Origin of the sequence: Reyranella sp. (genome assembly GCF_004297405.1) — a bacterium.
Classification (GTDB): domain Bacteria; phylum Pseudomonadota; class Alphaproteobacteria; order Reyranellales; family Reyranellaceae; genus Reyranella.
In genome coordinates, this window is record NZ_SCVC01000001.1 from 1 (window position 1) to 26,312 (window position 26,312).

23 protein-coding genes and 1 rRNA gene are annotated in these 26,312 nt (G+C 64.2%); 17 read left to right on the forward strand and 7 right to left on the reverse strand.

Features of this window, described 5'->3' with window-relative positions; all coding sequences use genetic code 11:
• Window positions 1–1,893: preprotein translocase subunit SecA (gene secA, locus EPO50_RS00005; RefSeq protein ID WP_296340587.1), on the reverse strand; the 1,893-nt coding region annotated here is incomplete at its 3' end.
• Between the two features lie 280 nt (window positions 1,894–2,173).
• Here secA and EPO50_RS00010 point away from each other — a divergent pair.
• The 3 genes from EPO50_RS00010 (at window position 2,174) to EPO50_RS00020 (ending at window position 4,948) form a co-directional block, all read left to right on the forward strand.
• Window positions 2,174–3,169 (forward strand): peptidylprolyl isomerase, encoded by a 996-nt coding sequence (locus EPO50_RS00010; protein WP_296340588.1) that lies wholly within the window; start codon window positions 2,174–2,176, stop codon window positions 3,167–3,169.
• A gap of 91 nt (window positions 3,170–3,260) precedes the next feature.
• Complete coding sequence (gene argJ / locus EPO50_RS00015) at window positions 3,261–4,499, forward strand: bifunctional glutamate N-acetyltransferase/amino-acid acetyltransferase ArgJ (protein WP_296340589.1); 1,239 nt, start codon at window positions 3,261–3,263, stop codon at window positions 4,497–4,499.
• Window positions 4,496–4,948: a (deoxy)nucleoside triphosphate pyrophosphohydrolase gene (locus EPO50_RS00020; RefSeq protein WP_296340590.1), complete on the forward strand. Its 453-nt coding sequence runs from the start codon at window positions 4,496–4,498 to the stop codon at window positions 4,946–4,948. The genes argJ and EPO50_RS00020 overlap by 4 nt, the downstream gene beginning before the upstream one ends.
• A 10-nt stretch (window positions 4,949–4,958) precedes the next feature.
• On the opposite strand, the gene EPO50_RS00025 is transcribed toward EPO50_RS00020, so the two are convergent.
• Together EPO50_RS00025 and EPO50_RS00030 are read right to left on the reverse strand one after the other, a co-directional pair.
• Entirely contained in the window at window positions 4,959–5,777 is an 819-nt protein-coding gene (locus EPO50_RS00025; RefSeq protein ID WP_296340591.1) for a hypothetical protein, read from the reverse strand.
• 12 nt (window positions 5,778–5,789) lie between these two features.
• Window positions 5,790–6,701, reverse strand: coding sequence for a methyltransferase domain-containing protein (locus EPO50_RS00030; RefSeq protein ID WP_296340592.1), 912 nt, complete (start codon window positions 6,699–6,701; stop codon window positions 5,790–5,792).
• A 139-nt stretch (window positions 6,702–6,840) separates the two neighbouring features.
• Between EPO50_RS00030 and EPO50_RS00035 the strand changes: the two genes are divergently transcribed.
• From EPO50_RS00035 to EPO50_RS00045, 3 genes are read left to right on the forward strand one after another with little or no spacing between them, the layout of a single operon-like run.
• The gene (locus EPO50_RS00035) at window positions 6,841–7,563 is read left to right on the forward strand and encodes a ComF family protein (RefSeq protein WP_296340593.1); all 723 of its coding nucleotides are present in this window, start codon (window positions 6,841–6,843) and stop codon (window positions 7,561–7,563) included.
• A 23-nt stretch (window positions 7,564–7,586) separates the two neighbouring features.
• Entirely contained in the window at window positions 7,587–7,847 is a 261-nt protein-coding gene (grxC, locus tag EPO50_RS00040; protein ID WP_296340594.1) for a glutaredoxin 3, read from the forward strand.
• A gap of 9 nt (window positions 7,848–7,856) precedes the next feature.
• Window positions 7,857–8,723: a carbon-nitrogen hydrolase family protein gene (locus EPO50_RS00045; RefSeq protein WP_296340595.1), complete on the forward strand. Its 867-nt coding sequence runs from the start codon at window positions 7,857–7,859 to the stop codon at window positions 8,721–8,723.
• Between the two features lie 23 nt (window positions 8,724–8,746).
• Here the strand turns inward: EPO50_RS00045 and EPO50_RS00050 are convergent, their stop codons facing one another.
• Window positions 8,747–9,247 carry a bifunctional 2-polyprenyl-6-hydroxyphenol methylase/3-demethylubiquinol 3-O-methyltransferase UbiG gene (locus EPO50_RS00050; RefSeq protein ID WP_296340596.1) on the reverse strand — a complete coding sequence of 167 codons (501 nt, stop codon included), beginning with the start codon at window positions 9,245–9,247 and terminating at the stop codon, window positions 8,747–8,749.
• 89 nt (window positions 9,248–9,336) lie between these two features.
• On the opposite strand from EPO50_RS00050, the gene EPO50_RS00055 reads away from it, so the two are divergent.
• Window positions 9,337–9,819: a DUF1178 family protein gene (locus tag EPO50_RS00055; protein WP_296340597.1), complete on the forward strand. Its 483-nt coding sequence runs from the start codon at window positions 9,337–9,339 to the stop codon at window positions 9,817–9,819.
• A gap of 27 nt (window positions 9,820–9,846) precedes the next feature.
• Here EPO50_RS00055 and ubiG read toward each other — a convergent pair whose 3' ends face one another.
• On the reverse strand, window positions 9,847–10,608 hold the full coding sequence (gene ubiG, locus EPO50_RS00060; protein WP_296340598.1) for a bifunctional 2-polyprenyl-6-hydroxyphenol methylase/3-demethylubiquinol 3-O-methyltransferase UbiG: 762 nt from the start codon (window positions 10,606–10,608) through the stop codon (window positions 9,847–9,849).
• Between the two features lie 78 nt (window positions 10,609–10,686).
• On the opposite strand from ubiG, the gene EPO50_RS00065 reads away from it, so the two are divergent.
• The 8 genes from EPO50_RS00065 to EPO50_RS00100 all read left to right on the forward strand — a co-directional run bounded on the left by EPO50_RS00065 (window position 10,687) and on the right by EPO50_RS00100 (window position 20,729).
• Window positions 10,687–11,934, forward strand: coding sequence for an aspartate kinase (locus EPO50_RS00065; protein ID WP_296340599.1), 1,248 nt, complete (start codon window positions 10,687–10,689; stop codon window positions 11,932–11,934).
• 237 nt (window positions 11,935–12,171) lie between these two features.
• Window positions 12,172–14,403 (forward strand): phosphoenolpyruvate--protein phosphotransferase, encoded by a 2,232-nt coding sequence (ptsP, locus tag EPO50_RS00070; RefSeq protein ID WP_296340600.1) that lies wholly within the window; start codon window positions 12,172–12,174, stop codon window positions 14,401–14,403.
• Window positions 14,404–14,483: 80 nt separating this feature from the next.
• On the forward strand, window positions 14,484–15,524 hold the full coding sequence (locus tag EPO50_RS00075) for a helix-turn-helix transcriptional regulator (RefSeq protein WP_296340601.1): 1,041 nt from the start codon (window positions 14,484–14,486) through the stop codon (window positions 15,522–15,524).
• Between the two features lie 63 nt (window positions 15,525–15,587).
• Window positions 15,588–16,724: a flavodoxin-dependent (E)-4-hydroxy-3-methylbut-2-enyl-diphosphate synthase gene (gene ispG / locus EPO50_RS00080; RefSeq protein ID WP_296340602.1), complete on the forward strand. Its 1,137-nt coding sequence runs from the start codon at window positions 15,588–15,590 to the stop codon at window positions 16,722–16,724.
• A 55-nt stretch (window positions 16,725–16,779) separates the two neighbouring features.
• Window positions 16,780–18,012 carry a histidine--tRNA ligase gene (gene hisS / locus EPO50_RS00085; protein ID WP_296340609.1) on the forward strand — a complete coding sequence of 411 codons (1,233 nt, stop codon included), beginning with the start codon at window positions 16,780–16,782 and terminating at the stop codon, window positions 18,010–18,012.
• A 1-nt stretch (window position 18,013) separates the two neighbouring features.
• Complete coding sequence (gene prfA / locus EPO50_RS00090) at window positions 18,014–19,078, forward strand: peptide chain release factor 1 (RefSeq protein ID WP_296340603.1); 1,065 nt, start codon at window positions 18,014–18,016, stop codon at window positions 19,076–19,078.
• A gap of 17 nt (window positions 19,079–19,095) precedes the next feature.
• Window positions 19,096–19,965: a peptide chain release factor N(5)-glutamine methyltransferase gene (prmC, locus tag EPO50_RS00095; RefSeq protein ID WP_296340604.1), complete on the forward strand. Its 870-nt coding sequence runs from the start codon at window positions 19,096–19,098 to the stop codon at window positions 19,963–19,965.
• A 179-nt stretch (window positions 19,966–20,144) separates the two neighbouring features.
• Window positions 20,145–20,729: a DUF4167 domain-containing protein gene (locus EPO50_RS00100; RefSeq protein WP_296340605.1), complete on the forward strand. Its 585-nt coding sequence runs from the start codon at window positions 20,145–20,147 to the stop codon at window positions 20,727–20,729.
• A gap of 71 nt (window positions 20,730–20,800) precedes the next feature.
• On the opposite strand, the gene EPO50_RS00105 is transcribed toward EPO50_RS00100, so the two are convergent.
• Window positions 20,801–21,361: a DUF4337 domain-containing protein gene (locus tag EPO50_RS00105; RefSeq protein ID WP_296340606.1), complete on the reverse strand. Its 561-nt coding sequence runs from the start codon at window positions 21,359–21,361 to the stop codon at window positions 20,801–20,803.
• Between the two features lie 194 nt (window positions 21,362–21,555).
• Between EPO50_RS00105 and clpB the strand changes: the two genes are divergently transcribed.
• Window positions 21,556–24,162: an ATP-dependent chaperone ClpB gene (gene clpB / locus EPO50_RS00110; RefSeq protein WP_296340607.1), complete on the forward strand. Its 2,607-nt coding sequence runs from the start codon at window positions 21,556–21,558 to the stop codon at window positions 24,160–24,162.
• 3 nt (window positions 24,163–24,165) lie between these two features.
• Here the strand turns inward: clpB and EPO50_RS00115 are convergent, their stop codons facing one another.
• Entirely contained in the window at window positions 24,166–25,704 is a 1,539-nt protein-coding gene (locus EPO50_RS00115; RefSeq protein WP_296340608.1) for a peptidoglycan DD-metalloendopeptidase family protein, read from the reverse strand.
• A 495-nt stretch (window positions 25,705–26,199) separates the two neighbouring features.
• On the opposite strand from EPO50_RS00115, the gene EPO50_RS00120 reads away from it, so the two are divergent.
• Window positions 26,200–26,312: ribosomal RNA gene (locus EPO50_RS00120) — 16S ribosomal RNA — on the forward strand; the annotation flags it as partial.

A 26,312-nucleotide genomic window follows, 5' to 3' on the forward strand; every position in this document is an offset into this window, starting at 1 on the left:
CGTCTCCAGCGCCTTGTTGAGCCAGCGATGGGTCAGCGCCTCGTCGTCGGCCATGCCCTTCTTCTGGACCCAGTCGAGCACCTTGTTGTTGCCGAAGATGCGCATCAGGTCGTCTTCCAGGGACAGGAAGAACTTCGAGGCGCCCGGATCGCCCTGGCGGCCGGAGCGGCCGCGCAGCTGATTGTCGATACGGCGGCTCTCGTGCCGCTCGGTGCCGACGACGTAGAGACCGCCGGCGGTGCGCACGATTTCGCGGTCGCGCTCAACCTGGGCTTTGAGTTCCTGGGTGATGCGCCCGAGCTCCGCGTTGCGCTGCGTCTCGTCCGCTATCTTGGTCGCGAGTTCGGCGTCGGCTTGGGCCACCAGCATGTCGATGTTGCCGCCGAGCTGAATATCGGTGCCACGGCCGGCCATGTTGGTCGCGATGGTGACGGAGCCCGGCCGACCGGCCTGGGCGACGATCTGTGCTTCCTGGTCGTGGAAGCGGGCGTTCAGCACATTGTGCGGGATGCCGGCCTTCTTGAGGGCGGCCGAGAGTTCTTCGGACTTCTCGATCGACACGGTACCCACCAACATCGGCTGCTGGCGCGTGCGACACTCCTCGATCAGCTTCACGATGGCGCGCGTCTTGTCGCCCAGGGTCCGGTAGATCTCGTCGTCGGCATCCTTGCGGGCGACCGGCACGTTGGTCGGGATCTCGACCACCTCGAGCTTGTAGATCTCGGCGAACTCGGAGGCTTCCGTCAGCGCCGTGCCGGTCATGCCGGACAGCTTGGGGTACATACGGAAGAGGTTCTGGAAGGTGATCGAGGCCAGCGTCTGGTTCTCGCGCTGGATCTCGACCTGTTCCTTGGCTTCGAGCGCCTGGTGCAGGCCCTCGGAATAACGGCGGCCGGCCATCATGCGGCCGGTGAATTCGTCGATGATGACGACCTGGCCATCCTTCACGATGTAGTCGACGTCACGCGAGAACAGTTTGTGGGCGCGCAGGGCCTGCGTCACGTGGTGCAGCACCGAGACCATGTTCGGCGCATAGAGGCTGATGCCTTCGGGCAGCAACCCGTCGCCGCGCAGGATGTCCTCGACCGCCTCGACGCCGGCATCGGTCAGCACGACGGTGCGGTTCTTCTCGTCCTTCTCGAAATGCTCGGCCTTGAGGCGCGGGATAACCGTGTCGGCACGACGATAGAGTTCCGAGGAATCCTCGGCCGGGCCGGAGATGATGAGCGGTGTGCGTGCCTCGTCGATCAGGATCGAATCGACCTCGTCGACGATCGCGTAGTTGAAGGGCCGCTGGACCATAGCGTCCTGGCGGTACTTCATGTTGTCGCGCAGATAGTCGAAGCCGATTTCGTTGTTGGTGCCGTAGGTGACGTCGCAGGCGTAGGCCGCCTTCCGCTGCTCGTCGTCGAGCTCGTGGACGATCACGCCGACGGTCAGGCCGAGGAAACGGTAGACCCGGCCCATCCATTCGGAGTCACGGCGGGCGAGATAGTCGTTCACGGTGACGACGTGCACGCCCTTGCCTTCGAGGGCGTTGAGATAGACCGGCAGGGTGGCGACCAGCGTCTTGCCTTCGCCGGTCTTCATTTCGGCGATCTTGCCGCTATGGAGGACCATGCCGCCCTTGAGCTGGACGTCGAAGTGGCGCTGGCCGAGTGCGCGCTTGGCAGCCTCGCGCACCGTGGCGAAGGCTTCGGCCTGGATGTTGTCCAGCGTTTCGCCCTTGGCCAGGCGTTCGCGGAACTCGGCGGTCTTGCCGCGCAATTCTTCGTCGGAAAGCTTGGAGAACTCCGGTTCGAGCGCGTTGATCTTCGCCACCGGCTTGTCGAAGCCTTTGACGATGCGGTCATTGGCCGTCCCGAAGAGGCTCCGGGCGAGCGCCCCCAGCATGAAAACCTCGATATTCTAATGACTTAGGCGGGCCCACGGCCCGCCATCCCAACCAGAGATAGAGAGCAGCCCGGGGAGTGTCAACGTAAGGTGCCGTGACGCCGCGCATGCGAGGAGAGGTAGAGACAAGCATCGCCTCGTCTTCGACGCCGTACTCACGAAAAAGTGCCGCAATTCATCGCCATCAGCCATGACAACGGGGAGGCGGCGCTTGCTTGGTCCGACAGGGCCTGTGTAAACGTTCTGCGCCTTCCGCCACGAGCTGTCTTCGGAGCCTGTCATGAGCCATCGCTTGCGCCCCCTGCGCCTCTTCCTCCTGAGCGGCGCAGCCGCCGCAGTTGCGGGCGCGGCTTTTGCCCAGCAGCCAGCGCAACAGCCTGCCAAGCCGCCGGCCCAGCAACCGGCCAAACCACCGGCTCAGGCCGCCCAGCCGCTCAAGGATCCGATCGTCGCCACCATCAATGGCCAGCCGGTTCGTCTCTCCGAACTCGAGATCGCCCAGCAGTCGCTGCCCGCCCAGTATCGCAGCATGCCGCTGCAGGCCGTGTTCCCGGCGCTGCTCGAGCGCATCATCGACAGCAAGCTGGTCGTCCAGGAAGGCAAGAAGAGCAAGACCAACGAGGATGCGGCGTTCAAGAAGCGCATGGCCTTCGTCGAGGAGCAGGTGCTCCAGGATTTCTGGATCCAGCGCGAGATCGCCAAGGTGGTGACGGCGGAGAAGATCCAGCAGCGCTACCAGGAGCGGCTGAAGGCGATGCCCGCCGAGGAAGAAGTGCATGCGCGCCACATCCTGGTGTCGACCGAAGACGAGGCGAAGGCGCTGATCGCCGAGCTGAAGAAGGGCACGGCATTCGACAAGCTCGCCAAGGAAAAGTCGACCGACAAGGCGTCCGGCGCCGAAGGCGGCGATCTCGGCTGGTTCAAGAAGTCCGACATGGTGAAGGAATTCGCCGATGCGGCCTTCGGCCTGAAGAAGGGCGAGCTAAGCGAAACCCCGATCAAGACGCAGTTTGGCTATCACATCATCCGGCTCGACGATCGTCGGACGGCGCCGCCGCCGGCACTCGAAGAGCTCTCCGACCAGATCCGCGAGGAGCTGGCGCGCGAGGCTGTCACAGCTCAGCTCGACAAGCTGCGGGCTGGCGCCAAGGTCGAGAAATTCAATATGGACGGCAGCAAAGCCGAGGCCGCGCCAGCGGCTGCGCCAACAGCCACTCCGGCCAAGCCCGCTGCTCCGGCGCCGGCCAAACCGGCAGCCCCAGCCGCTCCCAAGTAGAACCTACGTTTAAAACTCCCGTTTTCTGGCGTTTCTGGTGTAGGCTCCGCCGTCCGGCGGCCGCCCTTGCGGCTGTCTCAAGGGGAGTTCCATGGCTGCCACGCACGCCCAATCACCGCTTGCGCCGAAGACGACGCCGACCCTGCCGCGCATTGCAGGCGTGAAGCTCGGCGCAGCAAGTTCGGGCGTGCGCTACCAAGGGCGTGACGATGTCATGCTGGCGGTGGTGCCGGCCGGAGCCACCATTGCGGGCGTTTTGACCCGATCCAAGACCTGCTCTGCGCCGGTCGACTGGTGCCGCAAGAACCTGGCGCGGGGCAAGGTGCGCGCCATCGTCGTCAATGCGGGCAATGCCAACGCCTTCACCGGCAAGGCCGGCGACAAGGCCGTCGAGGAGAGCACCCGCGCCATCGCCCAGGCGTTGGGCTGCCCTCGCAACGAGGTCTTCATGGCCTCGACCGGTGTGATCGGCCAGCCGCTCGACTGGGAGAAGATCGCGGCCGTCGTGCCGGCGCTCATCAAGTCGGGCCGCGAAGACGCCTGGGCCGCCGCCGCCGCGGCCATCATGACTACCGACACTTTCCCCAAGCTCGCGACGCGCCAGGCCAAGATCGGCGAGCGGACGGTGACCATCAACGGCTTCCTCAAGGGCTCGGGCATGATCGCGCCGGACATGGCGACCATGCTGGGTTTCGCCTTTACCGACGCCAAGATCCCCAGCGCGGTGCTGCAGAAGCTGCTGGCCGACGCCGCCGACAAATCGTTGAACTGCGTTACGGTCGATGGTGACACCTCGACCAGCGATACGCTCCTGATGGTGGCGACCGGCGCCGCCCGCCACGCGCCGATCGAAGAGTCGGACGATCCCGTCCTGGTCGACTTCAAGCGTGCGCTCGACGAGGTGATGATCGAGCTGGCGCAGCTCCTGGCGCGCGACGGCGAGGGCGCCACGAAGTTCGTGACCATCAATGTTGGGGGCGCCTCCTCGAATGGCGCGGCCCGCAAGATCGGGCTGGCCGTCGCCAACTCGCCATTGGTCAAGACGGCGATCGCCGGCGAGGACGCCAACTGGGGCCGCATTGTCATGGCGGTCGGCAAGTCGGGCGAGCGGGCAGACCGCGACAAGCTGCGCATCTCGATCGGTGGCGTCCGCATCACCGACGGCGGCCAGGTCGTGCCGAATTACGACGAGGAGCCGGTTGTCCGGCACATCAAAGGCCATGATGTGGTGATCGACATCGATCTTGGGATCGGCCGTGGTCGCTCCACCGTTTGGACGTGCGATCTGACGCACGGCTACATCGACATCAACGGCAGCTATCGCTCTTGAGCCAGCCGTTCGACGAGGATTGTCCTGGCGGTCCGCCGCCGCTGGGCGACCGCCCGCTCGTGCTCGTGGCGGCCGTCGCGCTGGTCGATGTCGACAGCCGCGTATTGATCGCGCAGCGGCCGGCTGGCAAGTCGATGGCGGGCCTCTGGGAATTCCCCGGCGGCAAGGTCGATCCGGGGGAGACGCCTGAGCAAGCGCTGGTGCGTGAATTGCACGAGGAACTCGGCATCGAAACCGCGACCAGCTGCCTGGCACCGATCGCCTTCGCGAGCCACGGCTACGAGAAGTTCCATCTGCTGATGCCTGTCTTCGCCTGTCGCAAATGGAGCGGCACGCCTCGGCCACGCGAGGGGCAGGTCCTGAAATGGGTGCCGCCGGTCGAGCTCGCGCGCTATCCCATGCCGCCGGCCGACTTGCCGCTGGTCGGGCTCCTGCGCGATCTTCTCTAGGCGTTCTTCTCTAGGCGTTCTTCTCTGCGGGCGTCGGCAGGGGCACGCCTTCACGCCAGCCCGTCAGCCGGCGGAAGATGACGGCCTGAGCCGTCGCCATCACGCCGTTGCCGGCATAGGAGACCAGGAGCGCGAAAGTCCAGGTCACTACATAGGCGGCGAAATCGGCCCCCAATACGCCGCGCATCACGCTGAGCAGGATGAGAACCGACGCGGCGGTCACCATGGTGCCTGCGAAGGAGATCAGGAAAAGCGCGCCGACGACGACCCAGCCGTTGCCGCGGCTATAGGCCCAGGAAAGGACGGGGGAGCCTTGTTCGTCGACCGAAGTCCCCGCCAGACCGAAGCTCACGCGCAATGCCACCAGGGCCGATACGATGAAAGCCGAGGCAAGTGGGGCCAGCAGCGTCTGCTTGGCCGCCGTCTCGGGATCGGGTGGCACGCCGGTGGTCAAGGCAGTGGGATCGATCTCGCCCATCGTCAGGATGAAGGCGGCCAGCAGCAAGAAGGTGACGCCGCCGATCTTGAGCAGGTGAATGAGGAAGGCCGTCTCGCGCGGCGACCAGCCGAGTCCAGGCAGGCGGTCCAGCCGGTGCGGGCCCAGCAGCACCACGCGCTGCCAGGCGACCATGAACATCACCATCGGCACGATATCGATCGCCTTCTCGGCCAGCACGGGGATCAACGACTCGCGCGGCATCTGCGAACCGATGAGTCGGATCACCAGAGACAGGATCCAGGGAACCGTCACGAGATGGAAGAAGAGGCGGATGTTGGCGAAGAAGAAGCCGAAGCTCTCGGAGAGCACATCGCCGAACGACAATTTCACAGGAGGCACGATCTAGCTCCGCTCCACTTTCTCGCCAGCGCTTTGTTCAGAGGTGCCCAGTGCGTCGGCCAGGCGTTGCGCGGCGCTGCCCGGCTTGAGTGGCTTTGGCTGGGAGGCATGCGGCGCCCAGCCATGCAGGAAAAGAACCTCGAAGCTCGCTGTCACTCGGCCGGATGGGCTGGCAAACCGCTCACTGTAAAGCTCGGCTGCACGCAAGAGTGTAGCACGCCGGGTGATCTGGCGTCGGCGTTCGGCCACGAGGTTGCTCTCGCCCATGGCGCTGAGGTCGCGCATCAAGGCCAGCGCATTCTCGTACTCGACATCGATTGTCTCGCTGTCGGCGACCGGCAGTGCAAAGCCTGCGCGCTGCAAAAGGCCCGCCGCATCGCGCAAGTCGGCGAAGGGCGAGACACGCGGGCTGAGGCCGCCGTCTATTTCACTCTCCGCCGTTGTCAGAGCCTGACGGAGTTGCCAGAGCGTTCCTCCGCCCAGCATCGCACCGAGGAACAGCCCGTCGGGCTTCAGGATGCGGCCGATCTGGATCAGCGTGCCGGGGAGATCGTTCACCCAGTGCAGGCTCATGGCGCTCAGCACCAGATCGAACTGTCCGGCGGCAAAGGGAAGGTGCTCCTCGTCCGCGACGATCGCCGGTCCATGCGCGCGGCGGGCAAAGCGTTCACCGAAGTCGCTGCGTATCAGGTGATCGACGATGTGCCGCTCCCCGAGTGCTGCGGCAACCTCGTCGCCATGGCTGCCAAGGTCGAGGGCAAGCGCAAAGCGGCGGCGTACGTCGTCCAGCCGTTCGACCAGCCGTTCGGATATCTCGCGCTTCAGGAAGGCATGGCTCTCCCATCCCTGCGCAGCGCGCTCGCGCCGGTGGCGCAAGGTCGTGCGGTCGAAAACCAGCAGGGGATCGGGGCTCATCACAGGGCGTATGTAAGGCGAAAGAGCGGCGGCGGGTAGGGGACGCGCCATTCTGTCGGCGTATTTCGGCGGCCCAATCGACGCGATGTCTAGAGGTCTGCCCCGTGGGTTGAGCCATGCTTGCGCACATGCCGGGCGGATGCTGCTGGATGCCGTCCTGCCGCCACTATGCCTCGGCTGCGGTGAGATCGTCGGTGAGGTGGGCGGGCTCTGTGCTTCCTGCTGGCAAAGTTTCAACTTCATGTCGGCACCACACTGCGCCTGTTGCGGCACACCGTTTGCGGAAGATCTTGGGCCGGGAGCCCTTTGCGCCGGGTGTATGGCACGGCGACCGCGCTACAATCGTGCGCGGGCCGCGCTGATCTATGACGATCACAGCCGGCGGCTGATCTTGCCGTTCAAGCACGGCGATCGTACGGATATCGCGCGGGCCTGCGGTGGATGGATGGCGCGAGCCGGCGCCGAACTGCTGGCCTCGGCAGATCTGGTGGCGCCGGTGCCGCTTCATTGGCGACGTTTGTTCACGCGGCGTTACAATCAGGCGGCCCTGCTCGCTCGTATCGTCGTGCGGGAGCTGATCCCCGACATCAAAGTACGCCTGGCACCGGATCTGCTTCGTCGCGGACGCTGGACCGGCTCGCAGACCGGCCTGCGCGCCCGAGAACGTCGGCGCAACGTTCGCGAAGCGTTCGACATCCACCCTCATTGGCGGACTGAAGTGGCTGGAAAACGCATCCTGCTGATCGACGATGTGCTCACCACCGGAGCGACGGTAGAAGCCTGCAGCCGCGTATTGGAACGCGCCGGGGCGGATTGCGTCGATGTCCTGACGCTGGCGCGGGTCATCCGGCCGGCTGTATAGTTTCGGAAAGAGGTTCACCCACCATGGCCAAGATCGAGATCTACACCACGCCGTTCTGCGGTTACTGCGCCCGAGCCAAAAGCCTGCTCGACGACAAGGGCGCAGCCTACGAGGAAATGGACGTGATGATGGACGACAAGAAGCGCAGTGAGATGCGCGAACGGTCCCGGCGCACGACCGTGCCGCAGATTTTCATCAACGGTCAGCATATCGGCGGCTCCGACGAGCTTGCGGCGCTCGAAAGCGCGGGCAAGCTCGACGCGCTGCTCACTCAGCCAAGCTGAGGCGCCGCGATGTCGTCGTTCAAGGCCGGCCTCGTCCAGACCAACGTCAGCAACGAGATGTCGGAGAACATCGCCTTCGTGCGCGAACAGGCGAAGCTTGCTCGCGACGCCGGCGCCGACTTCATCATGACGCCGGAGAACACCGGACTGATCGGCGCCAATCGCACCGAGACGCTGGTCAAGGCCCAGACCGAGGAAGAGCACGCGATGCTCGCAGCCTGTCGCGCCAGTGCACGCGACACCGGCGCCTGGTTCCTGCTGGGATCGATCCATGTCCGTGTGCCGGGCGAAGAGCAGATCCGCAATCGCTCCTATCTGATCGATCCGGCGGGCAGCATCGTCGCGAGCTACGACAAGATCCACATGTTCGACGTTCAGCTCGCGGGTGGCGAGAGTTATCGCGAGTCTTCGACTTTCAGGCCGGGCGAGAAGGCGGTGCTGGCGGAGACGCCGTGGGGCGTGCTGGGCATGACCATCTGCTACGACCTGCGCTTTCCCTATCTCTACCGCGATCTCGCGCATGCCGGCGCGACGATGCTGTCGATCCCATCCTCGTTCACGGTGCCGACCGGGCAAGCGCATTGGCACACATTGATGCGGGCGCGCGCCATCGAGACCGGCTGCTTCGTCTTTGCGCCGGCGCAGGTCGGCACGCACAAGGGCTCGAATCGTAAGACCTACGGTCACTCGATCGTCGTGGCGCCGTGGGGCGAGGTGCTGGCCGATGCCGGTGGCGAGAAGGCAGGTTTCGTCGTGGCCGATATCGACGCCGCCAAGATCGCCGAGGCCCGCAAGATGGTGCCGTCGCTGACGCATGATCGGGAGTACGCGGCGCCGGCGCTGCATAAGGCGGCGGTTGCCAAGGCAGCCGAGTAAGGCCGAGAGCGCCGCGCTGCCGGCTACGACGTCTTTCGAGCTGCGATCCGCTGCACCATCGCTATCTTGGGCTCGCTGATCATCCGCGCCTCATAGGCGGTCACCGAAAAGTGGCCGCGCACCAGTTCGAGAAGCTCACCGTCCTTCAGCAGAAACTCGGGTCGGCTCGGTTTGCCGAAGCGCTCGTTGCCGACCATGAAGGTCTCGTAGAGCAGGATGCCACCGGGCTGCAGCGCCTCGAACAGGGCGGGAAACAGCGGCCGATGCAAATAGTTGGTCACGACGACGGCACCGAAACGACGGTCGCCAAGCGGCCAGGGGGAACCGTTCTCGAGATCGGCGGCGATGACCTCGATATTGTCGGCGGCGGCGAGTTCACTGACGTCGCGATCGATCGCCGTCACGTGATGGCCGCGGGCAGCAAAAAAGCGCGTGTGCCGACCTTTGCCGGCGGCGAGGTCGAGGACGCTGGCGCCGGCCGGCAGCAGGCCGGCCCAGGTGGCGATCCAGGAAGAGGTCGTCATATCGTGTGTGTCTTGGTGCGAAAGGGACGATTGGGGCGCGACAATCGGGCCTTGCGTCCGACACGACAAGCCACCATTTTCGGGGCGTCATGATTCTGTATCGTTTGCGCTGCGCCAAGGGCCATGAATTCGATAGTTGGTTCAAGGACAGCAAGACTTATGAGCGCCAGGAGAAGAAATCGCTGATTGGCTGCGCCGTCTGCGGTTCTTCCAAGGTGGAGCGCGCCATTATGGCGCCTCGCATCGGCAAGAAGGGCAAGGAGGCGCCGATAGAGGTCGCCGAGACCCCCGCGACGCCGCCGGCCGCTCCATCACCGGAGCAGCAGCAGATGGCGGCTCTGGCCAAGCACATGCCCAAGGAGCTGCGCGAAGCGTTGCTCAAGGTCCGCGCCGAGGTCGAGAAGAACTGCGAGCATGTCGGCGACAAGTTTGCCGACGAGGCTCGTAAGATTCACTACGGCGAAAGCGACAAGCGCGGCATCTATGGCGAAACCAGCGACGAGGAAGCCGAGGCGCTCGCCGAAGAGGGCATCGAGTTCGGTCGCCTGCCTTGGATCCCGCGCGGGAACTGACGCTGGCCACCATGCCGGCGCGGCTCGCTAGGCGCGGCTGATCCCGTAGAGCATGTAATTCACGTCGAGGTCGTTCTTGTTCAGCGACCAGGTGCGGCTGAGCGGGCTGTAGACTACGCCAACAATCTCCTGGGCATCGATGCCGCCGGCGCGCAGACCGTGCACGGCTTCCGAAGGTTTCAGGAACTTCTTCCAGTCGTGCGTGCCGCGCGGCAGCCAGCCCAGCACGTATTCGGCGCCGGCAATGGCCAGGGCCCAAGCCTTGGCCGTACGGTTGAGCGTCGAGAGGAACAGCAGACCGCCCGGCTTCACCATCTTCCCGCAGGACTGCAGGAAGAGGTCGACATCCGAAACATGCTCGACGATCTCCAGCGCCATCACGATATCGAACTGTGCGCCGCTGTCGGCCAGCGCCTCGGCCGTCCCCTGGCGATAGTCGATCGAAAGGTCTTGGCGCTCGGCATGGAGTGCGGCGACGGAAATGTTGCGCTCGGAGGCGTCGACGCCGGTTACCCGTGCTCCCAGCCGGGTCATGGGCTCGCTCAGCAGGCCGCCGCCGCAGCCGATATCGAGCAGCGACAGGCCATCGAGCGGCCGGCCCGACAGGGCGTCGCGCTGCCAATGCGCCGCAGCGCGGTCGCGGATGTAGCCAATCCGCACCGGATTGAGCCGATGCAACGGCCCGAACTTGCCCTTGGGGTCCCACCACTCGTCGGCAATACGCGAAAAGCGTTCGACCTCGGCGGGATCGACCGTTCCGGTGGAGGGGATATGCGCGCTTTCGACCATGGCTACCCTTGACCCATATGCCGCCGCCGGTGTCTATAGCCCGCTTTCCAGGCGGGGGCTCCCCCTTCGAGTAGGGCTATGGCGCGCATTGTTCTGAAATTCGGCGGTACTTCGGTCGGCGACACGGATCGGATCAAGAACGTCGCGCGCAAAGTAAAAGCCGAGGTCGCGCGCGGCAACGAGGTCGCGGTCGTGGTTTCGGCCATGTCGGGCGCCACCAACCAGCTCGTCAAATGGGTGAACGAGATCGCCCCGCTGCACGATCCGCGCGAGTACGACGTCGTCGTTGCGACAGGCGAACAGGTGACCATTGGCCTACTGGCGATGGCCCTGCAGCAGGAAGGCGTGAAGTCACGCTCCTGGGTGTCGTGGCAGCTCCCGATCAAGACCGACGCTGCTTACGCCAAGGCACGCGTGATCGAGATCGATACCACCGAGGTGGGCAAGACCATGACAGCGGGCGAGGTCCCGATCGTGCCTGGCTTCCAGGGCATCTCGCCCGAGGGCCGGATTACGACCCTGGGCCGTGGCGGGTCGGATACCTCGGCGGTGGCGCTCGCGGCGGCCCTGAAGGCCGACCGCTGCGACATCTATACCGATGTCGATGGCGTCTACACGACCGATCCCCGGATCGTGGAAAAGGCGCAGAAGATCGACCGGGTAACCTACGAAGAAATGCTGGAAATGGCCTCGCTGGGCTCGAAGGTGCTGCAGACGCGCTCCGTCGAACTGGCGATGAACCATCATGTGCGGGTGCAGGTGCTGTCGTCGTTCGACGAGGCGCTCGGCAGCGACCTCCCCGGAACGCTGGTTGTGGACGAGGAAGAGATCATGGCCCAAGGGCTCGAGAAGTCTGTCGTGAGCGGAATCGCCTTCGCCAGGGATGAAGCCAAGGTCACGGTGACCCATGTGCCGGACCGGCCGGGCGTGGCGGCGGCAATCTTCGGACCGCTGGCCGAGGCCAACATCAACGTCGACATGATCGTGCAGAACGTGTCGCTCGACGGCAGCTCGACTGACATCACCTTCACGGTACCGAAGGCCGACCTTGCCCGCGCGGTGCAGCGGCTGGAGCAGGCCAAGGCCGAGCTCCGGTTCGCTGAGGTCAAGTCGGACATCAACGTGTCCAAGGTGTCGGTGATCGGCGTCGGCATGCGCAGCCATGCCGGCGTCGCACTCAAGATGTTCGAAACCCTTGCCGGCAAGGGGATTAATATCCAGGTGATCTCCACCTCGGAGATCAAGATCAGCGTCCTCGTGGCCGCCGAGTATACCGAGCTCGCCGTTCGGGCCCTTCACACGGCCTATGAACTCGACGCGGCCTGATCGAGAATCCCACTTCTCTATGCGAATTAGCCGGTAGGCAGTTCGGCGCGGCTCTTGCTATAAGCGGACCATGCGCGCCGGACTCCATATGGCCTGCCAAGACACCCGTTCGACCAGGTCGGCGGCTGTGGCATGGCGAGTTTGTGCCTGCATCATTGACCGTAGCTTTGTCGTAATCCGACTCAAGCATCCCGCGGTCTGACCATGGAGAGATCTACTCCTCCGGCCGGACCGCGAATGCTCCTCAAGCGGCTCCGGGACACGATGGCGCGTGCCGAGTCCGTCGAGGTCACGCTGGGCGAGGTCGTGCGCCTGGTCGCCAACGAGATGGTGGCCGAAGTCTGCTCGATTTACCTGCTGCGGGCCGGCGAGGTGCTGGAGCTGTTCGCCACCCAGGGCCTCAACCCTTCTGCGGTGCATCGTACGCGGCTCAGGGTCGGTGAAGGTCTGGTCGGTGACATAGCGGCCCACGGCCGGGCGCTGGCGCTCGACGATGCGCAGACCCATCCGCAATTCGCCTACCGTCCGGAAACCGGCGAAGAAATCTATCACTCGCTCGCCGGCGTGCCGATCCTGCGCGCCGGGCGCGTACTGGGTGTGCTGGTCGTGCAGAATCGCACGCGCCGCCAATACGACGAAGAAGAAGTCGAGACACTGCAGACCATTGCCATGGTGCTGGCGGAACTGGTCTCGGCCGGACACATCGTCAGCCCCAACGAGGTCCAGCAGGTCGATGGCATCGGCCTGCTGCCGCTGCGCGTGGACGGTGTGCAGCTCACGCCTGGCGTTACGATCGGGCACGCCGTGCTGCATGAGCCGCGCATCGTCATTCAGCGCGTCGTCGCCGAAGACGTAGGGCAGGAACAGCAGCGCTTCCAGGAGGCGGTGCATGGCGTACGCGAGGACGTCGACCGCATGCTCGAGGCGCACGACATGCAGTCGGGCGAGCAGCGCGAAATCCTCGAAACGTTCCGCATGTTCGTCGACGATCGCGGTTGGATCGAGCGCGTACGCGAGGCCATTGCCTCCGGCCTCACCGCCGAGGCGGGCGTGCAACGCGCCTTTGACGATGTGCGGGCCCGTCTCGGCCAATCGACCGATCCCTATATCCGTGAGCGGGTGAGTGACCTGCAGGACCTCAGCAACCGATTGCTGCTGCGCCTTACCGGCCGCGTCGCCGTCGACCCCAGCACGCTGCCCGACGACATGATCGTCATCGCGCGCGACATGGGGCCGGCGGAGCTGCTCGACTACGACCGCACACGACTGCGTGGTGTCGTGCTCGAGGAGGGCTCGGCTCTCAGCCACGTCGCCATCGTCGCACGCGCCCTCGATATCCCCGTGGTCGGCCGGGCGCCTGACGTGTTGTCGCGTGTCGAAGCAGGTGATGCCATCGTCGTCGACGGCGACAATGCCCAGGTTCTGGTTCGGCCGGGCGAGGATATCCTGCAGGGCGTCTATGCCGCGATCGACGCGCGTGCCGAACGTCGTCGCAGGTATGCGGCATTGCGCGACCTGCCCTCGGTGACACGCGACCAGGCACCGATCTCGCTGCACATGAATGCCGGCCTGTTGATCGACATGCAGCATCTCGACGACACCGGCGCCGATGGAGTTGGTCTCTATCGGACCGAGATTCCGTTCATGGTGCGTTCGGAGTTTCCCGATGTCGATGCACAGGCGTGGCTCTATGGCCGCGTCCTCGACCTCGCCGATGGACGTCCTGTCACTTTTCGCACTCTCGATGTGGGGGGTGACAAGGTGCTGCCCTATATCGGCGCATTCGGCGACGACAATCCCGCGATGGGGTGGCGCGCAATCCGCATCGGCCTCGATCGTCCGGCGATGTTGCGTGGCCAACTTCGTGCGCTAGTTCAAGCTGCTAACGGGCGACCTTTGTCGGTGATGTTCCCCATGATCGCTGACGTCGCGGAACTCTTGAGTGCGCGCAAGCTGCTCGAGCTGGAGTTGGAGCGCGCCAAGCGGCGAGGCATGGTCGTGCCCGAGCGTCTGCGTGTTGGCGTTATGTTCGAAGTTCCCGCGTTGGCGTGGCAGCTCGATAGTCTGTTGCCCCACGTCGATTTCATCTCGGTGGGAACGAACGACCTCATGCAGTTCCTCTTTGCTGCCGATCGCGGCAACAGTCGGCTGGCTGGTCGCTACGACAGCTTGTCCCCAGCTCTGCTTCGGTTGCTACATTTTGTGGTGGAAAAGGCGCGACCTGCCGGCGTCGATCTCGCGGTCTGTGGTGAGATGGCAGGTCGTCCGGTCGAAGCGCTCGCGTTGCTCGCCGTTGGCGTGCGTACGCTTTCGATGTCGCCGGGTGCGATTGGTCCCGTCAAAGCAATGATCCGTTCGCTCGATCTCAACGACGCAGTTGGTTTCATGAGCTATGCGCTTTCACAACCGGATCGACCTTTACGCGAGACGCTGCGCCTCTTCGCCGCCGATCACGCGATCGAAATTTAACAACGATTTCTCGAATCGCTTTTGCCCTGTCATCGGGCCTCTGCTAAAACTCGCGATGAGGGGACAAGCAGGGATATTCGATGCCGGATCAGGTTGACTGGCGGGCGATTGAGCGCGAGGCCGCACCAGGCCGAGCAGTCGGTCGACTCCTACGCGACCAGCGCGAAGCGCGTGGGTTGAGCCTGTCCGAAGTAGAGAAGAGCTTGCGCATTCGTCGCGCTCATATCGAAGCCATCGAAGAAGGCCGCTTCGACAAGCTGCCTGGTGCTGCCTACATCCCGGCGTTCCTGCGTGCCTACGCCGCGCATGTCGATCTCGATCCCGAGAAGGTGATGACGGCCTATCATCTGTCGGGCCCCGTACCCATCAAGCGCCCTGTCGCGCTACCTGCCGATTTCCCGATCGTCGAGAAGCGCGCTCCGATCGGCCTCGCTGTCCTGACCGTGCTGCTGGTTGTCGGCGCCGGCTATGGCGTGTGGCACTACATGCCGCGCGAGCAGGCTATCGTCGCCGAGAAGGTACCGCCGGTGCCGGATCGGTTGCTGGCCGCGCGGCCGACGGAAAAGGAAGTGGCGGTGCCCGCAGCGCCCACGGCTCCCGCCGCGCCTGCTCAGCAGACGCGTAGTGCGTCGGGCGGCAATCTGCCGGCTGAAGTCTGGCCCGCGCAACGTCTTGAGCCCACTCCCGCGCCGACAGCGGCATCGGCTCCTGCATCTGTTGCGGCGCCTGCTGCTACGACGCCGGCTGCTCTGCCCGCATTGCCGCCGCCGGTCGTCGTCGCTGTTCCTGCACCGCCGCCGCAAGTGGTGATGACAGTCCCTGCGATCGGTCAGGCTCAGGCCGCGCAGCTACCGGCGCCCATCGAGCCGCCGCGTGTGACTGTTCCGGGACAGCCGCCGGTCGAAGAGGCCAACGCGCGTCAGCCTGCCGCCGATGCACCTGCTGTCGTGCCGCCGCCGCCGATGCCGGTGAGGGTCAACACGCCGATCAGCGTGCGGAGCAACAGCTGGGTCGAACTCAGGGCACCCAACGGCGACGTGCTGACGCAGACCTATGTGCGCGCTGGCGAAAGCTATATCGTGCCGGCCGGGATCGCCTACCGCATCACCGAAGCCCGGTAGAGGCCAAAACAGCGTCAGTCCGATGGCTGGATAAGCTGATCGGGCGTCGCTACATTGTCGACCATGAGCATCAGACCGTATCGCGACATCGTGCGCCGCAAATCGCGGCGGGTGATGGTCGGGTCCGTGCCGGTGGGCGGTGACGCGCCGATCACGGTTCAGACCATGACCAACACGCTGACGGCGGACGCCGAGGCGACGATCGCGCAGATTCGCCGCTGCGAAGAGGCGGGGGTCGATATCATCCGCGTGTCCTGCCCCGACGAAGACTCGACGGCGGCAATGCCCCGGATCGTGCAGGCCACCAAGGTCCCGATCGTGGCGGATATCCACTTCCACTATAAGCGCGCCATCGAAGCCGCCGAGGCCGGCGCGGCCTGCTTGCGCATCAATCCCGGCAATATCGGCAGCGCCGACCGGGTCCGCGAGGTCGTGAAGGCGGCGAAGGATCACGGCTGCTCCATGCGAATTGGCGTCAACGCCGGGTCGCTGGAGAAGGACCTGCTGGAGAAGTACGGCGAGCCATGCCCCGAGGCGATGGTCGAGAGCGCCCTCGACCATGCGCGCATCCTGCAGGATCACGACTTCCACGAATTCAAGATCAGCGTGAAGGCGTCCGACGTTTTCCTCGCCGTCGCGGCTTATCAACAGCTTGCCGATGCCTGTGACTACCCGCTGCACATCGGCGTCACCGAGGCGGGCGGCTTGCGCACGGGCACGGTGAAGTCCTCGATCGGGCTTGGTGCACTCCTGTGGGCGGGCATCGGCGATACCATCCGCGTTTCACTCTCGGCCGAGCCCGAGGAAGAAGTGCGGGTCGGCTTCGAGATGCTGAAGGCGCTGAACCTGCGTCATCGTGGCGTCAATATCATCTCCTGTCCGTCCTGCGCGCGGCAGCAGTACGACGTCATCCGCACCGTCGAGGCGTTGGAGAAGCGTGTGGCCCACATCACCACGCCGATGACGGTCTCGGTGATCGGATGTGTCGTGAACGGCCCCGGTGAAGCGCGCGAGACGGATATCGGTTTCACCGGTGGCGGTAACGGCACGCACCAAGTCTACATCGCCGGTGTTCCGCACCATCGCATGAAGGACACCGACATCGTCGAGCATCTGGCGGGCCTGATCGAGAAGAAGGCGGCCGAGATCGAAGCTGCCAAAGCTGCAGAAGCGGACCGACATCGCGCCGCTGCTGAGTAGCGGTTCCAGGCTTCCTTCTTTCGACGAATTTTCAAGGCGATTTCCTGTGAGCAAAATGCAGCCCGTGCGTGGCACGCACGACCTTCTCCCCGACGAGTACCGGCGCTTTGCGCATGTCATCGACACAGCACGCGAGGTGGCGCGGCTTTACGGTTACCGGGAGATGGCGACACCCATCTTCGAGTTCACCGAATTGTTCGCGCGCGGCATCGGCGAGACGACCGACGTCGTCTCCAAGGAGATGTACACCTTCACCGATCGCGGCAACGAATCGCTGACGCTTCGGCCCGAGTATACGGCGGGCATCTGCCGTGCCTTCATTTCCAATGGAGAGCTCACCCAGCAGCTTCCGCTGAAGGTCTTCGCCGCTGGCCCTATGTTTCGCTATGAACGGCCGCAGAAGGGGCGCCAGCGTCAGTTCCATCAGATCGATCTCGAAGTGCTCGGTGCACCAGAAGCCGGCGCCGATATCGAGGTGATCTCGGTTGCCGCCGACATCCTCGACCGGCTGACGATCCTCGATCGCTGCGTCCTCAAGATCAATTCGCTCGGGGATCCCGAGAGCCGTGCGGGTTACCGCAAGGTGCTGGTCGACTACTATTCAGGCCATATCGAGAAGCTTTCGGAGGATTCCAAAGGGCGCCTGCAGCGCAATCCGCTGCGCATCCTCGACAGCAAGGATGAGGGCGACAAGGCGATCAACGCCAACGCACCATCCTTCGCCGACCATCTGAACCAGGCGAGCCGCGATTTCTTCAAGATGGTGCAGGATGGCCTCACCGCGGCCGGTATCGCTTTCGAAGTCGATCCAGGCCTGGTGCGGGGCCTCGATTACTATACGCACACGGCCTTCGAATTCGTGACGACCCACATTGGCGCGCAAGGCACCGTGCTGGGTGGTGGCCGCTATGACGGGCTGATTGCCGAGCTGGGTGGCCCGCCGACCGCGGGGATCGGTTGGGCGGGTGGCATCGAGCGCCTGGTGATGCTGTGCAACGAGCCGGCGCCACTTCCACGGCCTGTCGTGATCGCACCGCTGGGTGCTGCCGCCGAGAGCAAGGCCCTGGGGATCGCTCGCGCCTTGCGCCGCGAGGGCATTGCCATCGAGCAGGAGTTTCGCGGCAGCATGAAGCGGCGCATGCAGCGAGCCAACAAGCTCAATGCTCGCGCGGCGATTATCCTGGGCGACGACGAACTGGCCAAGGGCGTGGCCCAGCTCAAGGATCTCGACAGTGGCACGCAACGCGAGGTGCCGCTCGACGGTCTCGCCACAGCTTTGAAGGTTTGATGTGTCGCTTCTTCTGAAACTCGAACAGATCGTCGCGCGTTATGCCGAGTTGCAGGCGCAACTCTCGGGCGGGAATCTCGATTCGCAGAAATTCGTGGCGGCCTCCAAGGAGTATGCCGACCTCGGTCCGCTGGTCGAGTCCGTGAACGCCTGGCGCAAGGCCGAGCATGAGCTGAAGGATGCGGAGGCGATGGCTTCCGATCCCGACATGAAGGCAATTGCCGAGGAAGAGGCGGCCGAGATCAAGAAGCGCCTGCCTGATCTCGAGCGCAACGTGAAGCGCATGCTGCTGCCCAAGGATGCCGCTGACGAAAAGAACGCCATCCTCGAAATCCGCGCCGGAACTGGCGGTGATGAGGCCGCTCTGTTCGCTGCCGATCTGTTCCGCATGTACCAGCGTTATGCCGCCGAGCATGGCTGGAAGTTCGAGGTCATGGAACTCTCCGACACCGGTATCGGTGGCTACAAGGAAGCCATTGCCATCGTCACCGGCCGCAACGTATTCGCCCATCTGAAGTTCGAGTCGGGTGTGCATCGCGTGCAGCGCGTGCCGGCAACCGAGGCGTCGGGCCGTATCCATACGTCTGCGGCGACGGTGGCGGTGCTGCCGGAGGCCGAGGACGTCGACGTCAAGATCGACGAAAAGGACCTGCGGATCGATGTGTTCCGCGCTTCAGGCCCGGGCGGACAGTCGGTGAACACGACTGACTCGGCGGTGCGCATCACCCATCTCCCGACCGGCGTCGTCGTCAGCCAGCAGGACGAGAAGAGCCAGCACAAGAACCGCGCCAAGGCGATGAAGATCCTGCGCGCACGCCTGTATGACGCCGAGCGTCAACGGCTGGACGCCCAGCGCGCCGCCGACCGCAAGGGGCAGGTCGGCAGCGGCGATCGCAGCGAGCGCATCCGGACCTATAACTTTCCGCAGAGCCGCGTCACCGACCATCGTATCAACCTCACGCTCTACAAGCTCGACGAGGTGATGGAGGGGCGGGCGTTGGACGAGATCATCGACGCGCTGATCGCCGACGACGAGGCTGGTCGTCTGGCGGAGCTCGCGGCCTAGCCGGTGGTCCCTCGGCGATGATCGAAGGCCCGACCTACGATGCGCTGCTGCGCGACACTGCCGTCGCTCTGACATCAGCCGGCATCGACAATGTCCGCTTCGAAGCGCGCCTGCTGCTGGGCCATGCGGCAGGCCTTGGCGTCGAACAACTCATCGCACGCGGCGGCGACCCGGCCCCGGCTGGCGTGGTCACGGCGATGCGGGAGCTCACGGCTCGGCGGGTACGGCGTGAGCCGATGGCTTACATTCTCGGCGAACGAGAGTTCTGGGGATTGCCGTTCAAGGTGTCGCCGGCGGTGCTCGTCCCGCGGCCCGACAGCGAGACGTTGATCGAGGCGGCGCTGGATCTGCTGCCTGGGCGCGAGCGGCCGCTGCGCATTCTCGACCTCGGCGTTGGCTCGGGCTGTCTGCTTCTAACGCTGCTCAAGGAATATCCCGAGGCCACCGGGGTGGGCATGGATGCTTCCGAGGCGGCCCTCGTCATCGCTGGCGAGAATGCCGCTTCTCTAGGCGTAGCGGCGCGTACACGGCTGGTGCCGGGTGATTGGCGAAAAGCCGGTTGGGCCGACCTGCTGGATGGTCCGTTCGACCTGCTCGTCTCCAATCCGCCTTACATCGTGACCGACACCATCTCAGCGCTGATGCCGGAAGTGGCTAACCACGAACCTCGGCTTGCCTTGGACGGCGGCGCGGACGGACTTACCGCCTATCGCATCATTGCCGCAGCCGCTCCCCGGCTGATCGCGCCGGGTGGATGGGCGTTGGTCGAGGGCGGAGAGGGTCAAGCTACTGATATTTCAAGCATTTTTGCTGCAGCAGGCCTGTCACCCCAGATTCCGCGAAAAGATCTCGCAGGTGTGGAACGAGTGGTACCCGCCCTGCATTAAGGGTTGGCAATCTCGTGGAATAGGACTAGCTTTCGCTTGCCCCTTGGAGGGGGCTTTGGTCCGACCGGTTTGTGGCGGCGGACACCGACCCTCTAAAAATCAGCCGGGACGGCGCCCAGGGAAGGGCAGAGGGGCCTGAACAACAACCATCCGTCCGGCGTGCAACGGCCTTAGGTTTAATGAGACCAAACAATCGTCAGCGGTCGCGCGGCGGTCGCAACGGTGGTGGCGGCGGCGGTGGCGGCAATCATCATCACAAGCAGCATCACAATCCCAACCGCCCGCCCAATCGAAACCAGATATTCGACAGCAGCGGCCCCGATGTCCGGGTTCGCGGCAACGCGCATCAGGTTTTCGACAAGTACCAGGCATTGGCACGCGAGGCGGCAGCTTCGGGTGACCGTATCCTGGCTGAGGCCTATTGGCAGTACGCCGACCACTACTACCGTATGATCCAGTCCATGGGCGGCTTCGTCCAACGCAACAACCAAGGTTGGGGCGAGGGCGGTGAGGAAGGTCAGGCTGGTCAGCAACAGCCGCAGGGCCAACCGGGCGGTGGTCAGCCGCAAGCCAACGGCAACGGCCATGCCTCCAACGAGCGCCAGAGCGGCCGCGGTGAGGATCAAGGTGAAGCCGACCCTGGTTTGGGCGGCGTTGCTTTCCTCCAGAACGGACGCAGCGCGGCGGCAGGCAACGATCCTGCGGCCGACGATCAGCCCGACGTGCCGGAGTTCACACCGGCTACCAATCGGCGCGGCGGCTGAGCCGCTCGACCTTCCGATAGTTCCAGAAAGCGCCCGAAGGCCGTTGCTTCCGGGCGTTTTTCATGGAGTGGCTACAGGTGAATCAGCGTCGGCGCGAGGAACGCGAGGCCGGTAAAGCCTATGCCGATCACGCCGAGACCGAGGGACAGGAAAGTCAGCCAGACCACGGATGTCAGGGCTGCCGCACCCGCCAGCACGATCGCGAGCTGAAACGCAGCCGACGCATATTCGAACATGTGATAGGCGGCCAGCGACTTGTCGCGCTGCTGTTCTTTGACCTTGGCGCGGGCCATCAGCTCGCGGCGGCCTTCATTGGTCTCGGGCTCGGACTCGTAGCGCTGCGCCGTCTGCTTCCAGCGGTCGACCTGGGCCTTCATGGCCGGCGGCACGCCCTGCGGATTGTCCTTGTAAGTCGCCTCCGCGTCCTCGGCCACGGTGCGCATGATCGTCTGGCGGATCGTCTTGGCCTGGAAGAAGGTCCAGGTGTTCGACGCATCGATATGGCTCGAGAGCGCATTGGTCTGCGAGCTCTTGCCGCCCATTTCCGAAATGGCCAGCAGCGCGGCCAGGACGGCCACCAGCAGGGCGATTTTCTTGTTCGAACTGTCGACGTGACCGTGTCCGCCGGACATGGTTTGCTCTCCCTGTTTGTCTTTCGCCCCGCGAGGGCCGGCGTTCTTAGCCCAGCTCCATGACAGTGCAAAGCCGCACATGCCCTACGGTCTTGCGCGCCGCCGAACTCTCCCCATATCGCCTGCAGGATGCCTCTCTGAGGGTCCGCTCTTCCGCCCGCCGCTCGACGGGGGCGTAAAAGAAAGGGTTAGGAATGAACCAGGAAAAGTACACCGATCGTATGCGCGGCTTCCTGCAGAGTGCCCAGATGCTGGCGCTGCGGGAAGGCCACCAGCGCCTTGTCCCAGATCACGTCTTGAAGGTGTTGCTCGACGACCCCGAAGGTCTCGCAGCCAACCTGATTTCTGCCGCCGGCGGCGATTCGCGCGCGGTCCACAAGGCAGTCGAAGCCAATCTTGCCAAGCAGCCCAAGGTCGAAGGCCAGGGCGCGGGCCAGATCTACATGGCACCCGAGACCGCGCGCCTGTTCGACCAGGCCGAAGCCATTTCCGACAAGGCGGGCGATTCCTTCGTCACCGTCGAGCGCATGTTGCTTGCGCTCGTGTTGGCCAAGGGCACCGAGGCGGCGGATGCGCTCGCCAAAGGCGGCGTGAAGGCCGAGGCGCTCGAGAAGGCAGTGCAGGACCTGCGCAAGGGCCGCACGGCCGATTCCGCGTCGGCCGAGGGCAGCTACGACGCTCTGAAGAAGTATGCGCGTGACCTCACCCAAGCGGCGCGCGACGGCAAACTCGACCCGGTGATCGGTCGTGACGAAGAGATTCGCCGCACCGTCCAGGTGTTGAGTCGCCGGACCAAGAACAACCCCGTCCTGATCGGCGAACCCGGCGTCGGCAAGACCGCCATCGCCGAAGGCTTGGCGCTGCGCATCGTCAACGATGACGTGCCGGAGTCGCTCAAGGACAAGAAGCTGATGGCGCTCGACCTCGGCTCCATGGTCGCTGGAGCCAAGTATCGCGGCGAGTTCGAGGAGCGGCTGAAGGCCGTTCTCTCGGAGATCTCCGCAGCCGAGGGCGACATCATCGTCTTCATCGACGAGCTGCATACGCTGATCGGCGCCGGCAAGGCCGATGGTGCGATGGACGCCTCCAATATGCTGAAGCCCGCGCTGGCGCGCGGTGAGCTGCATTGCGTGGGTGCCACGACGCTCGACGAGTATCGCAAGCACATCGAGAAGGATGCAGCGCTGGCGCGGCGCTTCCAGCCCGTGTTCGTCGCCGAGCCGACGATCGAGGACACGATCTCGATCCTGCGCGGCATTAAGGAGAAGTACGAGCTCCATCACGGTGTGCGCATCGCCGATGCCGCGATCGTGGCTGCCGCGACGCTTTCCAACCGCTACATCACCGACCGCTTCCTGCCGGACAAGGCGATCGACCTCATGGACGAGGCGGCGAGCCGCATTCGCATGCAGGTCGACAGCAAGCCCGAGGCGCTCGACGAACTCGACCGGCGCATCATGCAGCTCAAGATCGAGCGGGAAGCGCTGAAGAAGGAAAGCGATACAGCTTCGCAGGACCGGCTGGAGCGGCTGGAGAAGGAACTGTCCGAGCTCGAGCAGAAGTCGGCTGGCCTGACGGCGCAGTGGAAGTCCGCCAAGGACAAGCTCGCGGACTCGCAGAAGCTCAAGGAGCAGCTCGACAAAGCGCGCTCGGAGCTCGAGATCGCGCAACGCAGGGGTGAGCTGGCAAAGGCCGGTGAGCTGGCCTACGGCGTGATCCCCGACCTCGAGAAGAAGCTCAAGGAAGCCGAGAATCACGAAGTCGCGGGCGGTAAGGGCGTGAAGGAAGAGGTTACGCCCGAGGACATCGCTGCGGTCGTGTCGCGCTGGACCGGTGTGCCGGTCGACAAGATGCTGGAAGGCGAACGCTCCAAGCTGCTCCGTATGGAAGAGCAGATCGGCAAGCGCGTCATCGGCCAGGACGAAGCCGTCCGAGCCGTGGCGAACGCCGTGCGGCGTGCGCGGGCAGGCCTGCAGGATCCGAATCGACCAATCGGCTCGTTCCTGTTCCTGGGGCCGACCGGCGTCGGCAAGACCGAGCTCACCAAGGCGATCGCCAACTTCCTGTTCGACGATGACCAGGCGATGGTGCGCATCGACATGAGCGAGTTCATGGAGAAGCACTCCGTTAGCCGCCTGATCGGCGCGCCGCCGGGTTATGTCGGCTACGATGAAGGTGGCGTGCTCACCGAAGCGGTCCGTCGCCGGCCCTACCAGGTGATCCTGTTCGACGAGGTCGAGAAGGCCCATCCGGACGTGTTCAACGTGTTGTTGCAGGTGCTGGACGACGGTCGTCTGACCGATGGCCAGGGCCGCACGGTCGACTTCAAGAACACGCTGATCGTGCTGACCTCGAACCTCGGCAGTTCGCATCTTGCCGCGTTGCGCGACGGCGAATCGGCCGAGACGGTGCGCGACAAGGTGATGGAGGACGTGCGAGCGGCCTTCCGTCCGGAGTTCCTGAACCGCCTCGATGAAATCCTGCTGTTCAACCGGCTGAGCCGCGCGAGCATGACGGATATCGTCGAGATCCAGCTCAACCGGCTGCGCAAGCTGCTGGTCGATCGCAAGATCGATCTCAATATCGACGACAAGGCGCTGCAGTGGCTGGCCAACCGTGGCTACGACCCGGTCTACGGCGCACGGCCATTGAAGCGAGTGATCCAGCGCAGCCTGCAGAATCCGCTGGCGTCGCTCTTGCTCGAAGGCAAGGTCAAGGACGGTGACACCGTCGATATCGGTGTCGAGAACGGCGAGCTGACGGTCGGCGGCGAGCGCGTGATGAGCGAAGCCGCCGACTAAAGACTAGTCGCCTCTGGCGATTTGCGACGACGCAGATTCCTTCGGAGTCTGCGTCGTTTTCTTTGCAGCGGACTTCTTGGCGATATCGGCGGCAACCGGCGCGTTCTTCATCTGAGTGAGATACTGGCGCGCGAGAGCCTGAAAGCGTGCGGTATCCTTGCCACCAACGCTACCGCGCATCGCGAACTTCTGTGCGAGCGGATTGACCTGTTTGCCGCCGCGATGGAACTCGTAATGCAGGTGTGGGCCGGTCGACATTCCGGTCGATCCGACGAAACCAATCACCTGACCCTGGCGCACCGAGACACCGGGTTTGATGCCCGGGCCGATGCGCGACATGTGGGCGTAGGCTGTCGCAACGTCCCGCGTGTGCTGCAACTTCACGTAGAGTCCGTAGCCACCGTTCGGTCCGGCAGCGACCACCTTGCCCGTGCCTGCTGCGAGGATCGGCGTGCCGGAAGGGGCCGCAAAATCCACACCGGCGTGCAGCGCACTAAAGCCCAGAATCGGGTGCTCACGCATGCCGAAGCGCGACGTAATACGCGATGCATCCATCGGTGTGCGCAAGAACGAGCGTACGACGTTCTCGCCTTGCGGGTTGTAGAAGCCATCGGCGCCGCCTTGCGGGCGGAAGCGGATTACCGTCACGGTGCGCTTCAGGAGTCGCAGCTCACCGGCGAGGAGACGACCCGGGTGCGTGACCAGGCCGTCGCTGGTTACGAGCTGCTCGAGCAGCACGGTGAACTTCTGGCCTTCCTTCAGTTCACGCTGGAAATCGACGTCGTAAGAGAGCGCACGAATGAACTCGATCATCGCGGCAGACGGTGCACCGGCCTTCATGCCGCTCTGTTGCAGCGAACCGCTGCGTTCACCTTCGACGCGCACAATTCGCGGGCTGACCTTGTAGATTTTCTCCTCGGCGTCGTAACTGCCATCGTCCTTGCGGGTGACGATGTACTCCCGCTCCGGTTGCGGCCGAACCGATAGGGACAGGACGCGCGAAGTATCAGGCTGTTCGGGCAACGGCTGCATCTGCAGCTCGATCGTCTCGCCGATTGCGAGCTTCCGCTTCTTCAGCAGCGATTGCAGCTTCTCGGCGACCTGCTTGCGATCGGCTTCCGGCACGTCGATGTCGGCCAGCATCTTCTCGATGGTGTCGCCCTTCTCGAGGCGCAGCGTCAGTTCATAGGGCTCGTTTGCCGGGGGCTCGGGCTCGACCGGACCTTCCTGCGGCTTCATCTGGAAGCCTTTGAAGTCCAGCGGCGCCTTGAATTCAGCGGCTGTGATCGGGGGGGCTGGCTCGGAATCGACCAAAACGATCGGTGGAAGACTCGCTACGGGCGCGATCGGCGCTTTTGGGGCTTCTGGAGCTGCAGCAACCGGTGTGGGCCTGGGGATATCTGGATTGGACCGGTGGCTCAGCACCAGCCCACCCATCGCCAGACCGCTGGCACCGATGGCAAAGAGGACAGGCCGGAAGAGCCCAAAAGTCGTGCTTTTGGCGGCTTTCGACCGGTCCGACGGAGAGGGGGAATCCGTCATGACCATTGACCTATTGTGGGTCCGGTAGCCCCGGACCTTTGCTGTTTGCGGGAGCCGCGGAAGTTAATTTTTCCCCACGGCAAATCTCTAGATATTGATGCCGGAAAGCCTGCTTCGAGGCAAGAATACAATATGTTTGAAGGACTTAGCCGGTTTTTTCGACCCACTGTCAGACAATCGCAATTTTTAGGTTTGACACCCTGAAGAGCCCCCCATATAAGCGCGGCTCCCGAGACGACGGGGCCCGCCGGAAGCGCCGCAGACAAAGCGGCGCGGGGTTAGAGAAACCCACCGGAAAGCCTTGTCGGACAACGGTCTCGACCACCCGGTCGTGTGTTCTATGCATCGTCTGTTAGGAAAGGGATACGCCGGCGGCGGCGAGCGAAAGTGCTTCGGCATGGACGTTTTCGTCGTCGCTAGTTCGGAATGTTCGACGCAAGTCGGACAAGAGTAATTAGTGACGGGATTTTGCCTCTCTTTCGAGAGGGGCACGTTAAACTTGAGAGTTTGATCCTGGCTCAGAACGAACGCTGGCGGCAGGCTTAACACATGCAAGTCGAACGCGTGTAGCAATACACGAGTGGCGCACGGGTGAGTAACGCGTGGAT

Coding starts and splice junctions, on each gene's coding strand:
- EPO50_RS00010 (WP_296340588.1), top strand. CDS start 2,174: ATGAGCCATCGCTTGCGCCCCCTGCGCCTCTTCCTCCTGAGCGGCGCA.
- argJ (WP_296340589.1), top strand. CDS start 3,261: ATGGCTGCCACGCACGCCCAATCACCGCTTGCGCCGAAGACGACGCCG.
- EPO50_RS00030 (WP_296340592.1), bottom strand. CDS start 6,701: ATGAGCCCCGATCCCCTGCTGGTTTTCGACCGCACGACCTTGCGCCAC.
- EPO50_RS00035 (WP_296340593.1), top strand. CDS start 6,841: ATGCTGCTGGATGCCGTCCTGCCGCCACTATGCCTCGGCTGCGGTGAG.
- grxC (WP_296340594.1), top strand. CDS start 7,587: ATGGCCAAGATCGAGATCTACACCACGCCGTTCTGCGGTTACTGCGCC.
- EPO50_RS00045 (WP_296340595.1), top strand. CDS start 7,857: ATGTCGTCGTTCAAGGCCGGCCTCGTCCAGACCAACGTCAGCAACGAG.
- EPO50_RS00050 (WP_296340596.1), bottom strand. CDS start 9,247: ATGACGACCTCTTCCTGGATCGCCACCTGGGCCGGCCTGCTGCCGGCC.
- EPO50_RS00055 (WP_296340597.1), top strand. CDS start 9,337: ATGATTCTGTATCGTTTGCGCTGCGCCAAGGGCCATGAATTCGATAGT.
- ubiG (WP_296340598.1), bottom strand. CDS start 10,608: ATGGTCGAAAGCGCGCATATCCCCTCCACCGGAACGGTCGATCCCGCC.
- EPO50_RS00065 (WP_296340599.1), top strand. CDS start 10,687: ATGGCGCGCATTGTTCTGAAATTCGGCGGTACTTCGGTCGGCGACACG.
- ptsP (WP_296340600.1), top strand. CDS start 12,172: ATGCTCCTCAAGCGGCTCCGGGACACGATGGCGCGTGCCGAGTCCGTC.
- EPO50_RS00075 (WP_296340601.1), top strand. CDS start 14,484: ATGCCGGATCAGGTTGACTGGCGGGCGATTGAGCGCGAGGCCGCACCA.
- ispG (WP_296340602.1), top strand. CDS start 15,588: ATGAGCATCAGACCGTATCGCGACATCGTGCGCCGCAAATCGCGGCGG.
- hisS (WP_296340609.1), top strand. CDS start 16,780: ATGCAGCCCGTGCGTGGCACGCACGACCTTCTCCCCGACGAGTACCGG.
- prmC (WP_296340604.1), top strand. CDS start 19,096: ATGATCGAAGGCCCGACCTACGATGCGCTGCTGCGCGACACTGCCGTC.
- EPO50_RS00100 (WP_296340605.1), top strand. CDS start 20,145: ATGAGACCAAACAATCGTCAGCGGTCGCGCGGCGGTCGCAACGGTGGT.
- EPO50_RS00105 (WP_296340606.1), bottom strand. CDS start 21,361: ATGTCCGGCGGACACGGTCACGTCGACAGTTCGAACAAGAAAATCGCC.
- clpB (WP_296340607.1), top strand. CDS start 21,556: ATGAACCAGGAAAAGTACACCGATCGTATGCGCGGCTTCCTGCAGAGT.
- EPO50_RS00115 (WP_296340608.1), bottom strand. CDS start 25,704: ATGACGGATTCCCCCTCTCCGTCGGACCGGTCGAAAGCCGCCAAAAGC.